At 65.2% G+C, this 13,515-nt stretch carries 8 protein-coding genes; 3 read left to right on the top strand and 5 right to left on the bottom strand.

The window, feature by feature from the left end; all coding sequences use genetic code 11:
- Positions 1–52 precede the first annotated feature (52 nt).
- From K368_RS27595 to K368_RS0115880, 3 genes are all read right to left on the bottom strand, one after another.
- Positions 53–1,432, bottom strand: a complete 1,380-nt coding sequence (locus K368_RS27595) for a calcium-binding protein (RefSeq protein WP_155935179.1) — start codon at positions 1,430–1,432, stop codon at positions 53–55.
- 552 nt (positions 1,433–1,984) lie between these two features.
- Entirely contained in the window at positions 1,985–4,402 is a 2,418-nt protein-coding gene (locus tag K368_RS0115885) for an aminomethyltransferase family protein (protein ID WP_027173187.1), read from the bottom strand.
- 132 nt (positions 4,403–4,534) lie between these two features.
- On the bottom strand, positions 4,535–5,890 hold the full coding sequence (locus tag K368_RS0115880; RefSeq protein WP_027173186.1) for an NAD(P)/FAD-dependent oxidoreductase: 1,356 nt from the start codon (positions 5,888–5,890) through the stop codon (positions 4,535–4,537).
- Between the two features lie 592 nt (positions 5,891–6,482).
- Between K368_RS0115880 and K368_RS0115875 the strand changes: the two genes are divergently transcribed.
- Positions 6,483–7,541: a LuxR C-terminal-related transcriptional regulator gene (locus tag K368_RS0115875; RefSeq protein WP_027173185.1), complete on the top strand. Its 1,059-nt coding sequence runs from the start codon at positions 6,483–6,485 to the stop codon at positions 7,539–7,541.
- A gap of 418 nt (positions 7,542–7,959) precedes the next feature.
- On the opposite strand, the gene K368_RS0115870 is transcribed toward K368_RS0115875, so the two are convergent.
- Together K368_RS0115870 and K368_RS0115865 are read right to left on the bottom strand one after the other, a co-directional pair.
- Positions 7,960–9,093, bottom strand: coding sequence for an aminomethyltransferase family protein (locus tag K368_RS0115870; protein ID WP_027173184.1), 1,134 nt, complete (start codon positions 9,091–9,093; stop codon positions 7,960–7,962).
- A gap of 99 nt (positions 9,094–9,192) precedes the next feature.
- Complete coding sequence (locus K368_RS0115865; protein WP_027173183.1) at positions 9,193–10,899, bottom strand: APC family permease; 1,707 nt, start codon at positions 10,897–10,899, stop codon at positions 9,193–9,195.
- Between the two features lie 1,162 nt (positions 10,900–12,061).
- Between K368_RS0115865 and K368_RS0115860 the strand changes: the two genes are divergently transcribed.
- A complete protein-coding gene (locus tag K368_RS0115860) occupies positions 12,062–12,553 on the top strand; it encodes a dimethylamine monooxygenase subunit DmmA family protein (RefSeq protein WP_245259592.1) in 492 nt (163 codons plus the stop codon).
- Positions 12,550–13,503, top strand: coding sequence for a PDR/VanB family oxidoreductase (locus K368_RS0115855; protein WP_027173181.1), 954 nt, complete (start codon positions 12,550–12,552; stop codon positions 13,501–13,503). Before K368_RS0115860 ends, K368_RS0115855 begins: the two co-directional genes overlap by 4 nt.
- Positions 13,504–13,515: the final 12 nt, after the last annotated feature.

Genomic DNA, 13,515 nt, shown 5'->3' with positions numbered 1-13,515 from the left:
ATCGACGCGGGTTTGACGGCGAACACAACGCTCCCGCGACGCGAGCCGCGGGTCAGGCGCCGAACGTGAACAGGTCGCTCGGACCCGCCTGAAGTTCGGCCTGAATCTCGGCCACCGTCACGTCGTGCAGGATGAGCTTGTTGGTGCCCTCGACCCCCGTGAACGTCACGAGGGTGTCCCGGCCGCCGCCATGGAACGGCGTGAGCACGATGTCGAGGGCGTCGATGCCCTCGATGGCGATATGGAGGTGATCGGTCGCGGCGTCGAAGCCGTAGAGGTTGTCGCGACCGAAGCCCGCCTGGAACTGGAAGGTGTCGGCGCCCGAGCCGGCGAACAGCTTGTCGCCGCCTGCCCCACCCTCGATCGCGTCCCCGCCTTTGCCGGCCTTGATGCGGTCGGATCCCGTACTGCCGACGATCTCGACGGCGTGGCCGACCGTGGACTGCGACACGATCGTGGAGCCGGTGCTGACGGCGGACATGTCCAGATGCGTGTCGTTACGGACGTAGACGGCTTCGATGGCGGCGAATGCGCCGTCGCTCAGCGCGACGGCCCCACCGCCCTCGACGAATAGGAAGTCCTTGTCCGCTCCGCCATCGATATCGGCCGGCGTCTCCGTGATCGCCAGCCGATCATTGCCGAGGCCACCCTTGAGGGTGTCGATTCCGCCTCCGCCGCGCAAGGTATTGGCGCCGTCGTTGCCGATGAGGGTATCGTCGTGGGAGCTGCCCCGAACGTTCTGGACACCGGAAAGAGTGTCGCCGGCTGCATCGCCGCCGCTATTGATGCCCGTCAGAAGGTTGATGAAGACGGCGTCGTCTGAATGCTCGTAGATCACGACGTCGCTGGGATCGGCGGTGATATAGTCCGCACCGCGCCCACCTTCGATCACGTTGCGGCCGATATCCGAATTTGCAGAAATCCTATCGTCCCCAGAGCCGCCCCTGGCGTTCTCGATGCCGATCCAAGTATCGCCATTCGCATCGCCGCCCACGCCGTACCCATCGGTCTGACCGAAAAGCCCAATCTGCACCCCCACAGTCGAGTGCTCGTAGCTGACCGTGTCGATCCCGGCGCCGCCATCGAAAGTGTCGCCGCCGGCGCCGCCCTCGAGCACATCGTTGCCGTCGCCGCCATTCAGGATGTCACCGTCCGACCCACCGCGAAGGATGTCGCCACTCCTTCCCCCATTGAAGCTCACGGAAGCGACATTGTCGAAAAAATCGATGTAAAAACTTACCGGAGGATCTATGTCTCCAACTAAAGTGCTCGCCCTTGAGTTATTTCTATAGAAAATCATATCTCCTGTATTTTGGTCGAACACCGTCTGATAGGAAACATTGTTTCCAGCATAGTTGATAATTCCCAGCCCCAAATCGATACTGTTATTCCCGTCGTATGGATCTGCAGGAGAAAATCTAATAACGGCCATTGCAATGCTCTATGACTAAGTGTTGATTCGCATAAGGTGGCACCTGAGCGAGCGTAGCATCGTACCGGGCGAATGTACCAAAAATATGAAAAGGAGATGACGTGGCTCGGGCTTAGCCTGGTTGATCTGAAAAAGCGATGACACTCTCCATGAGGCTGCAGCGTGCCGATTGATAAATATCGATGACGGGATGGGGCGATGGATGCTTATTCAGTCTAGGCCCGGACGGCGATGGTGTGCTGAAGTAACGATTGTCGATGCTATTCGTTGACATCGCAGGTGCAGGCGAGAAAGGTAACGGTGCCTCACGAAATTGCCGCTCACGGTCGGTTCTGGATCTACGCCCGACCCAACGAGGTCGGGCGTAGATCCAGAGCGCTCTTCGCCGAAGTGGATGCCGGTTCGGCGAAAAAGAGCGCGGCACGACAAAGGCCGAGAGCTGTGCCCGCCCCAACCCGCTCGGGCGCAGCTCTCGTGTCTCTCAGACGCCTCCCGCTGCGCCGTCGTGCTCCGAGGGAGAATCGACCGTGACCGGGAGGTGTCTGAGGTGCGTCAAGCGGGGATTCCGGCCGTTGCGACGGTCTCCGCCGAGGGCCTGGCGAGGCTGGCCTTCCCCTGATCGCCCTTCCCCTGATCGCCCTGTCCCTGATCACCCTTGGCAGGCGGTTCCGCCCGGACGCGCGCCTTCTTGGGATCGAAATGGGGAAACGCCACGATCGTGGCGGTAAGCCGCTTCTGATGGCCGTCGAGCTTGCCGATCTCCACCGACCGGCCGAGGGCCGCCGCGGAGACGTCCAGGCGCGCCAGGGCGATGGTCTTGCCGAGGATCGGCGACTTCGTGGCGCTGGTGACGATCCCGACCTGGGTCCGGCCGTCATAGACGGGATCGCCATGCCCGACGGGCTCGTTGCCCGTGACGTCGAGGCCGACCATCCGCTTGTGCGGGTTGTCCCGCCGCCGCGCCACGGCCTCCGATCCGATAGAGGCGTCGGGCTTGTCCTTGGGCACGGTGAAGCCGATGCCTGCCTCGAACGGGTCGGTCTGGTCGCAGAAATCGTATCCGGCGAAGACGAGGCCGGCCTCGATCCGCAGCATGTCGAGGGCGGCGAGCCCCATCGGCGTGAGCCCCTGCGGCTCGCCGGCCGTCATGATCGAGTCCCAGATCGCGGTCGCCTGGCTTGGGTGGCACCAGACCTCGTAGCCGAGTTCGCCGGTATAGCCGGTCCGCGACACCAGGATCGGTACGCCGTCGATGCGCCCGACCGTGAACCGGAACCATTTCAGCTCGTCGATGGCGGGTTCCTGGGGCGGGCTGACCACGAGGCCGGACAGGATCGCCCGCGATCTCGGCCCCTGGACGGAGACGTTGTGGAGCTGGTCGGTGGAGCTCTTCACCCAGACCTTCAGCTTGTGGTCTTCGGCGAGCTTGCGCAGCCAGAGGCCGGAATACTCGTCCCCGCAGATCCAGCGGAAGTTGTTCTGGCCGAGGCGAAACAGCGTGCCGTCGTCGATCATTCCGCCATGCGGGTTGCACATCGCCGTGTAGACGATCTGGTTGACGGCGAGCTTGCGCACGTTGCGCGTCACCGCGAGCTGCATCAGATCCTCGGCATCGGGTCCGATCACCTCGAACTTGCGCAGCACCGAGAGATCCATGATCGTGGCCCGCTCACGGCAGGCCCAGTATTCCTCCAGCGGGCCGGCGGCGTTGAAGCAGGTCGGCACCCAGAACCCGCGATAATCCTCCATCTTCCGGGTCAGGGCGGCGGTGCGCGGGTGAAACCCGGATTCGCGGGTGAGGCGCGGTTCGGCGTCGGGGGTCATGCGGTGGCTCATACCCTTGGAGAAGGCGCTGTCGGCATCGTAGACCCGGACGTGGATGTCGGTGGGGCACCAGCCATTGGCGGGATCGATGTCGTCGGCGCAGGACGAGGTGGCGCAGACGAGGTCGGTCAGCGCCCGCAGGAGGACGTAATCGCCCGGGCGTGACCAGGGCTCGTCCATGGTGATCGTATCGTCCGGCCCGGCGACGGTGTTGTAGAAGAAGTTGATCGCCGGCCAGCCTTTCTTGGGCCGGACTCCATGCGGGCGCAGCACCGCGTTGAAGTTGTCGGTGCAGTTCGAGTGGCCGGGATATCCCATATCCTCGTAATACTTGGCCGAGCAGGCGAGCATGAACGTGTCGTGGCGCCCGACCGTGTCCTGGACGATCTCCACCAGGGGGATCATGCGCGCGTCGAAATACTTCGACAGCAGGCCGGGCTTCGGCGCCGTCGATCCCATCAGGGTATGCGTGGTGGTGGCGTCGAGGCCGTATTCGTCACCCGCTTCGAGGGCGACGGCATCGAAGGCGAGGAAATCCGCGCATTGGCGCCCGTCCACGTCGATGATCTGGATGTACTGGCCGGCCTTGACGGAGAAAGCCTCCGCCGTCGCGGCCTTCACGCGCAGGTCGAGGAGCGGGGGAGCCAGCGGCGGCGGCGCCCTCCCCTCCAGGGATGTGGCGGGCTCGATCTCCACCCGCAGGTCGGTTGGCGGGTCCTGCGCATCCGGCGCCATCGGGCCGCCGGGAATCACGAGAACGCAGACGGAGCTTGCCGCCGCCGTGGCGTGGAAGGTCGATCCCGGCGGGGATTCCGCATGGAACAGCGCATGGGTTTCGAGGCCGGACGGCGCGATGCCGCGTGAAGCGAGGGCGGCCTCCACCGACCTGCCGCCGGCCCCGTCTCCTACCTCGCGCAGGGTCTCCGAAAGGGTCGGGATGCCCGGCTCTTCCGGTGCCACCGGTCCGAACGCGCCGGGGCTGGCGTAGAGCCGGGCGGGCTGGCGCCCCTCCGGGTCGACGATGCGCAGGCGATCCCCGGCCTCGACCTCGAAGACGGCACAGGCCCCTCCCCTCGCCGAGAACGAGAGCGTGCGCGCCGCCGCCGCTCCCAACGCGCCCTCGGGCTGCATCCAGATCTGGTTCATTCGGCTATCCAGTGTGAACGGGTCGCAACGGATGCGGGCCGACGCGCCCCGCACGGGGCCGTCATCGCCATCGGATGCCGCTCCCCGGTGATGGCAGCCGGGGAACGGCATGAGTCCAAGAGGTCGACGCGCTCACTCCGCGGCCTGGGGCAGGCCCATGAAGGCCTGGAGCGAATCGTCCATGGCCTTCATCCAGGTGGTGTGGTGCGGGGGCGAGACCGTTCCGGTGATGGTGGAGCGGTAGGACCGGTCGCGGTAGGTGAGGATGCCCTCCATCTTGTGGTGCTCCCATTCCTTGAACAGGTCGGCGACCTTGTCGACGTCGAGGGGCGGATAGTCCGTCGCTGCCAAAAGTTCGCGGACATACTCCGTCTGGAAGTCGATCGCCTCGAACGGGTTGGTGAGCGTGTCCTGATGGGCCAGCCACTTGGCGATGTCGGCCGCCTGCTCGTCCGGACCCGGCAGCGCGAGCTTGCCCATCATGTAGTCGCGGGCATACCAGGCCTGGGCGTCGAACATGTTAAAGGTATAATACTGGTCCTGCATCCCGAGATAGATCAGCTTCGGGTTGGACTGCCAGAAGATGCCCTTGTAGATTCCCGCCGGGTAGAGGCAGTTATGGGATTTCAGCCGCAGCTCGTCCGGCAGGAACGGATAGGTGTGCTTGTAGCCCGTGCAGAAGATGATCGCGTCGACCTCGGTGTCGGTGCCGTCCTTGAAATAGGCCGTGTTGCCGACGAGCTTTTCCAGAAGCGGCCTCTCCTCGAAACCCGCCGGCCAGTCGAAGCCCATCGGCTTGGTGCGGTAGCTGAAGGTGATCGATGTGGCGCCGTACTTGATGCATTGCGTGCCGATATCCTCCGCCGAATAGCTCGCGCCGATCATCAGCAGGCGCTTGCCGGAAAATTCGTCGGCGACGCGGAAATCGTGCGCATGCATCACGCGGCCGGGGAAGAATTCCAGCCCCTCGAAGCTCGGGACGTTGGGGACCGAGAAGTGACCGTTCGCCACCACGACGTAGTCGAAGTCCTCGACCTGATGCTCGTCCTTGATCAGGTCTTTCGCCGTCACGGTGAACCGGCCGGTCTCCTCCGAATAGCTCACCCAGCGGACGGGGGTGCAGAAGCGGATGTACTTGCGCACGTCGCTGCGCGCGACCCGCCCGGCGATGTAGTCGTGCAGCACGGCGCGGGGCGGATAGGACGGGATCGGCCGGCCGAAATGCTCCTCGAACGAGTAATCCGCGAATTCGAGGCACTCCTTCGGGCCGTTCGACCAGAGGTAGCGATACATGCTGCTGTGGACCGGCTCCCCGTTCTCGTCGAGGCCGGTCCGCCACGAGTAGTTCCATTGGCCGCCCCAATCGGACTGCTTCTCAAAACAGACGAGCTCGGGAATCTCCTCCCCCGCGCGCCGCGCCGCCTCGAAGGCGCGCAGCTGGGCGAGGCCGCTCGGACCCGCGCCGATGATCGCAACCCGTTTCTTCATGATCAGATCCCCGTTCCATGTCTCGTGAGCCGGGCGGGCCGGGCCTCCCGATGGCGGGTTCCCGATCGGTGCCGGACCTCCGCCAAAGACCATTCTCCCCCCAGGATAGAGCCGGCGAGGGCGAAACCTCGTCGAAACATTCCTGTCGAGAAAATTCATACGCGTGGGAGAAAGGGCGGTGCAATAGTGACTGTTGGCACTACTGTCGTCGTTCAGGTGTGCATTGCAAACCAGAAGGGGGTTACTGTTAAGCGAGAACCATGCCAGGCATCCCAGTCGAACCGGGCGGCACTTCTCGGACGTCCGGCGCGGGCCTATCCCTTTCCCGGCGGGGCTAAGTATTCACACATCTCGCGGGATGCGCGGGTCCCCTCTCCTTTCAGGAGAGGGAGTTCCGGTGCGCCTCATGTCGAACCCGCTGGATAGAGCGAACAGCCGTTGAGCAGATATGTGGACCCAGTCGCTTGCGGAGCGAGGGATCGTCCTCGTCTAACGTGAGTGAGCTTGGGGCGGGGCGCGGGTCGGCTTAACGTGCCCGAGGCCGGGCGCCTCGACGACGCGCCCGCTTCATGGGGAATGGCACCGTTTCAGGATGAACGACGAACCGATCCGGAGCGGACCCGATCCGCTGGCCACCGCCGAATGGTACGATCGCTTCGGCGACGTCGCCGCCTCCATCGGAACCGAGCGCTTTCACCGGAACCTGCTGTCCCTGTTCGCTCTCTGCGTGAAAAGCGACTCGGGATGGATCATCCGGTACTCGCGCGTGGCCCCGCCCGACGTGCTCTACACGACCGGGGTTCCGAGCGAGATCGTGGAGTTCTACAACAAGAAGTGTCTGCGCATCGATCCCTTCTCCCTCTACTGGAAGAACGGCGGCAAGCCGGGCATCCTGACCCTGTCGGAGATCGGGAACACCAGCCCGGAATCGATCCTCTACAGCAAGATCTTCAGGCCGGCCGCGAACATTTCCGATGAGCTCGGCATGTTCTTCTCGACGGTGGGGCATTGCTGCTTCGGGTTGTTCCTCGAACGGGAGCGCGGCGTCTTCTCACAAGAGGATATCCGGCGGGCGAAGCTCGTCTTTCCCGCCCTGGAGGGGTGCCACAGGAGCCATCTCGGCCATCTCTTCAGCAACCTGCGCTACACCGACGGGACGCAGGCGGACGGGTTGGTCAACCGCCCGACCCTGATCCGCGACCGCCACGACGTGGAGGTGTTCGCCAATGAATCCTGGACGCGGGCGGTCCAGTCGGATGCCTCGATCCTGCCGATGCTCGAGACCCTGGCGCCGTCGGACGCCATCCGGACGGTCCATGCGCGGGATCACGTGATCACATCGGAGGTCTTCGACCGCGACTTCGCCCTGGCGCCGGGCGGCCGGATCTTCATGCTCGGTCCGAAACCCGCGATGCCGGACGAGTCGGTGGGCTATCGGGCGGCGGCGGAGGTGCTGGTGGCGTTGACCCCGCGGGAGCGGGACATCCTGACCCTCACGATGAAGGGCCAGGCCACGGGCCAGATCGCGCAGAGCCTGGGGATCGGCAAGGGGACCATCAAGAACTGCAAGATCCGCATCTACCGGAAGGCGGAGGTCACGTCCGAGCGCGATCTCATCAAGAGATTCAGCCCGTTCTTTCCCTCGGCCTGAGGGCTTACGGCATTCATCTCGTTCGCGGGATGCACACCTCCAACTCCTCCCCCTTGCGGGGAGGAGTTGGAGGTGTGGTGGTTGGGCGACCCTCCTGCTGCTGCGGAGGCTGGTGGAATCACCCCCGCTCCTAACCTCTCCCCACAAGGGGGCTGTCGGACTCACACATCTCCTCGACGGCTATTTTATCCAGTCGAAGACATCGACATGAGCCGCGACAGGCTCCCTCTCCTGGAAGGAGAGGGCTGGGGTGAGGTGTGGTCCATCTCCGGAAAGCTCGCACACCTCACCCTGTCCCTCTCCTTCCAGGAGAGGGGACCCCCGCATCCCGCGAGATGTGTGAACAACGTCGTCACATTGGGGAGAGGGACGCCGCCTGCCCACTCAACCGCACGGTAGCGGGGAGTCGCCGCTCCGCTCAAGCGGTCCGTTCGTCTGCCGGATGGGTGCGCAGGCGCATCGGATCGTAGAACGGCGTCCGCACCACATGGGCCACCAGCGGGCCGGTCTCGGTTTGGACCTCCACCTCCGTGCCGAGGGCCGAGAGCTCCGGCGGCAGGTGGGCGAGGCCGAGGGACTTCATCAGGTGCCGGCTGTAGGTGGTGCTGTTGACGGTCCCGATTTCGCGGCCGTCCTTGACGATCATGGCGCCCGGCGTCACCGCCTCATGGTGCAGGATCTCGAGGCCGACCTGGCTGAAACGCTCGGTGCCCCTCCTCGCCAGCAGGGCGGCCTTGCCGCGGAAATCCGGCTTGTCGAGGTCGACGGTCCAGGCGAGGCCCATTTCCCACGGCGTGGTGTCGGATTTCGGCATGTCGAACGGGAAGAACAGCAGGCCGCCTTCCACGCGCACGATGTCGAGGCAGTCCCAGGAGGCCGCCACGATGCCGAAGGGCTCGCCGGCCTGCATGATCGCGTCCCAGATGGCGACGGCGTCCTTGGCGGCGCAGAACACCTCGTAGCCGCGCTCGGCCGAGTAGCCGCCCCGCGCCAGGGACACGTCGCGGCCGAACAGCATCGTGCGGACATGCTCGAAATACTTCAGCGTCGGCAGGTCGAACGGCGTGTGCGGCGCGAGGATGGCGAGGGCCAGCGGTCCCTGCAGCGACAGGATGTGGACGTCGTCGTCGCGGGCCGCCTCCACGGCGCGGCCTTCGGTGAATTCGGGAAGGACGTCTTCGAGGCTGCCGCCGCCATGCGAGACGCGGAAGGCCTGCGGCCCGTCGCGGTAGACCAGCACGTCGTCGATCAGGGAGCCGTTCGCGTCGACGATGTTGCTGATGGCCGATCGGCCCTGCCCGATCTTGCCGACGTCGCTGGTGAGCATCGCGTTCAGCATCGCTTCCGCGTCCGGGCCGGAGACGTTGACGATGCGAAGGCCGGAGACGTCGAACAGGCCCGCCCGCGAGCGGACGATGGTCGTCTCCTCGTAGCGGTCCGTACTGTAGGATTGCGGGATGGGCATCCCGTTCCACTCGGCATCGAGTGTCGAGCCCAGGGCCAGGTGGCGCTCGTTGAGGGCCGACTGGCGGGGGAGGTCTGTGTAGCTCATGGCGGCTATCCCTTAGCGTTCCGTTTTTTGATTGGGCGGGACCCCGTCTCGTCCCGCGGGCGGGCGGCCGGGGGCGAACCGCCCGGCAGCCCGGTTCGATCAGAGCTGGAAGAACCAGTTCGAGAGGAGGAGCACCACGACGCCGGCGGCCAGCGTCAGGTAGGGCAGGATTCCCGCCCGCCGGCGGCTCACCATCCCCTCGGGGCCGACATGCAGATCCTCGTACATCTCGGCCGGGAACTTGCCGCCGTCCTGGACATAGTGGCGGTAGCAGAAGACCGGGATGATCAGGGCCGCCGTGACGAGGCCGGCCCAGAGGGCGATCGGGTTCCAGACCTTCGCGCCCGCCCCCATGAAGATCACGTTCACGAAGGCGAAGACGCCGCCGAGCACCAGGATGAAGGTCGGTGCGCGGTAGGGGCGCGGGATATGCGCCGAGTCGATGCGGTGGATCCAGGCCGAGTTGAGGTTGAGGAAGTTGAAGATGATGTAGCCGCAATTCGACACGGCCAGGATGAAGAAGAAGCTCGTCGCATCGGCACAGGCGATCGCCAGGATCGCGAGGTTGAAGACGAGATCGGTCCACATCGCCCGCGTCGGCGCGCCGTGCTCGTTGACGTGGCTGAGGTAGCGCGGCAGCCAGCCGTCGGCCGAGCCCTGGTAGAGGGTACGCGAGGATCCCGCCATGGCCGTCATGATGCAGAGCACGAGGGCCAGGATCATCAGCATGACGAGGAAGTTCTCGACGATGGGACCGCCGCCGACCATGTGAGCCAATGCCGCCGCGACGCCGGACCCGTCCACGATGGAGGCCTCCAGCATCCCCTCGACGCCGAGCATGCTCTGGAAGGTGAAGGGCACGAGGGTGAACAGGACGAGGCAGAGCACGCCCGAGTAGAAGATCGCCTTGAACGTATCCTTGGCGGGGTCACGGAACTCGCTGGTGTAGCAGATCGCCGTCTCGAACCCGTAGGTCGACCAGGCCGCGATGAACATGCTGCCGAGGACCAGTGTCCAGCCCGTGATGTTCCAGGCGCCCGGCGCGGGAGCGGCCGGTGCCGCCAGGGGGACCAGGGGGGAGAAGTTCTCCCAGTTCACGCCGTGGATCAGCAGCGGGACCACGCCGACGATGAACATCGGGATGATGACGAGGAGGCCGATATACTTCTGGACGTTCGCCGTTCCGAGAATACCGCGGTGCTGCACGGCGAAGACCCCGAGCATCAGGGCGGCGCCGATGAAGAAGGCCAGGTTGAGGGAGAGCGAGACCGGGCCGAGGGTGGTCGTGAACAGGGTCCAGGTGCGGATGCCGGGCGCCACGGCGGCGATGGCCGCCGTCACCTTGTCGGCATCGGCCATCTGCAGGCTGGCGCCGTTGGTGGCGAGCCATTGCACCACGGCCGGCGACGTGGCCGTCGGCTGCGGCGCCACGGCGTTGATGATGTAGGAGGCCGCGATGGAACAGCCGAGGGACAGGACCGGCGACCAGGCGAACCAGTTGCACCAGACCGAGAGGGGCGCCACCAGCTTGGTGTAGCGGACCCAGGCCGCGGCCCCGTAGACCGACGCGCCTCCCGACTTGTTCGGAAACAGGCCGGCGATCTCCGCATAGGTGAAGGACTGGATGAAGCCCATGATCATGGAGAGCGTCCAGATCAGGAAGGCGAGCTTGCCCGTATTGCCGGCAATGCCGCCGACCGAGAACAGGACGAGGGCGGGAACACCGCTCGCGACCCAGAACGCGCCCGTCCAGTTGATGCTGCGATGCAGCTTGCCGTCTTCGGCCGTCCCGGTGGCGGGGGACATCAAGCCCGCCACGGGCTTTGCCGAGGATGCCAGTCCGGTGCTCATGATTCAGCTCTCCATTCGTCGTGTCGAGGGTTCGGGCTCGTGCCCTCGTCGAGGCTGTGATCCCGGGGCGATCGATGTCCGCGCGGGATCGGCAGGGTCGAGAAGCACTCGGAGCGTCGTCTTTGTCAGGGCGCCATTCCCGCAGGTGCAGGGGCGCCGCACAAGAATTTCCGAAGGACGTTTCAAGTGTCTCTCACGAAACTCCCACCGTCCCGTCGTGTCACGAGCGAGAAACGGTGCCGACCGGGAGGTTCATGAGAAGCCCTAAGCTAGGGGCTTGATTGTCGAGATGTCGTCGACAGCATGGAAATCTCCCATCTTTACGGAGATCGTCACGCGAAGTGTTTTCATATAACCATGGCGTCGGGTCATGCCGGGGGGCACCGGTCATGCGGGTCCGGCGCACCACGTGAGCAGAAGGCTGCCGGTCGAACTCCTCAAATTCTCTATAGGAACATTCATTTCTCTTCGGTTGAGCCGCTGTCAAGCGCTATCGTGGCTCTCCACTGAGCGAACAGCGGAATTGCATCGAAATTTTCCAGGAGATTTGATTTTCGACCAGTTATGACCAGTAAATAGGCATGGGTGCTTGTCGATTGCGGGCATGACGAGAGATCGGGCCGAGCCTTCCCGATTCGAGCGGGTCACCGCGGCCTCCCGCCTGCTCGCGTCCCCCGCGCCCCTGCATGTCCTGAACGGGATGTGCGGCCCATGAGGGGGGGCGGGTGATGAAAGGATCGCCCGCCGCTCATCGAACCGGCATTCGACCTATTGGCTCGGGCTCCAGTCAAAAACGGTGATTGACATTGTTGTTCTCTTGGAGAAAATGAAATTCTCTTAGAGAAGCAATTCGCTGCGCAAGCAAGACGGGTCGGGCTTTCGAGGCTCCACCGAGGTCGCCCCTGAGGGTCGGCGCGGTCCGCTCAGGCCGCCGCCCGCATGGATCGGGCCATTATCGGTCGTCGATCCGGTCCTTCAACCGGCCTTTCAACCGGTTCTCGGGCCGGTCGCCGTACCGCCCATTGTCGAGACGAGGTCGATGTCAGATCAGTCCATCAAGAGTCGGCCGGTTTATCAATCCTTGAAAATGGATGCGTCCGGGCTCCGTCATTTGCTGGTGTCCGACTCGCCCTCCTACGGCTTCGAGGCCCTGCCCGGCAGGGAGGTGGAGGTCTGGTTCGTCGCGGCCGCCGACCAGGAGGGCCGGATCCCACCCTCCGGGACTGTCCACGAACGGGGCTTCCGTTCGCCGCGACACCTCATCGACCGCCTCGACCATCGCCTTGCGCAGGAGCGCATGGGGCTGCGGCTCTATGTGAGCGGGACGGAGGGCTTCCTGTGGGATGTCTTCAATACGGCGCAGCGCGCCGGAATGACCAAGCAGGAGATCTTCCAGTGCCAGTCCGGCACGCAGGCGCGGCGCGTCGCCTGCGTCCATTGCCGGACGTTCAATCACGGCGTGACGACCACCATCGTCCGATGTGACGGCTGCGGCGCCAACCTGTTCGTGCGGGATCATTTTTCCCGGCGCCTGTCGGCCTTCATGGGGGTCAAGATCGATGCCGAGGTCGCCGGCGAAGTCCCTCCGGCAGAGCAGGCCTATTCATGATCCTCGACGGCAAGCTGTCGGCGCGCGTCGCCGAGATCGACCTCCTGAACCCGACGCTGAAACGGTTCCGCTTCGTTCCCGAGAACGGCGGGGCGTTTCCCACGTCGCCGCCGGGTGCCCATGTCCTCGTCACCCTGCGGGGGCCGGACCGGGTCTGGCAGAACGCCTATTCCCTGGTGACGCCGCCCGATCAGCGCGATCACTACGCGATCATCGTCCGCCGTGTTCCGGAATCACGCGGCGGCTCCCACTTCCTGCACGATAGGCTGAAGACCGGCGACGCCGTCGAGCTGAGTGCGCCGGCCAGCCTGTTCCCGATCGCATCCCTGGCCCGCAAGCACATCCTGATCGCCGGCGGCATCGGGCTGACGCCGTTCCTGTCCTACCGGCCGGTCCTGGCGTTGCGCGGCGCCGCCTACGAGTTGCATCAGTTCTGCGCCCCCGACGAGGTCGAGACCTTCCGGGCCCTGCTCGGTACCGATGCGGCGGGCGTTCACGTCCATGGCGTCGGACGGGGGGAGCGGCCGGACCTCGCCGCCCTCCTCGCCGACCAGCCTCTGGGAACCCATGTCTATACCTGCGGGCCGCAGGGCCTGATGGATGCGGTCGAGGAGACGGCGCGCGGCCTCGGCTGGACGCCGCACGCGATCCACCGCGAGAGTTTCGGCGGGGACAAGGGCGGCGAGCCGTTCATGGTCACCCTGGCGCGGTCCGGCCGGTCGATCGCGGTCGGGGCGTCGCAGACCCTGCTCGAAGCGCTGGAGGGCGAAGGCATCGAGGCTCCCTGCCTCTGCCGGGGGGGCGCCTGCGGCGTCTGCCTCCTGCCCCTCGTGGAGGGCATCCCCGATCACCGGGATCACGTCCTGTCCGAGGCCGAGAAGGCGGAGGGGCGCCTCATCGCGACCTGCGTCTCCCGGGCCAGATCCGGGACCCTCGTGCTCGATTTCTGAGACCGGACGACC

Origin of the sequence: Methylobacterium sp. 10 (genome assembly GCF_000519085.1) — a bacterium.
GTDB lineage: Bacteria > Pseudomonadota > Alphaproteobacteria > Rhizobiales > Beijerinckiaceae > Methylobacterium.
This window is presented reverse-complemented; position numbering and strand designations above follow the sequence as displayed.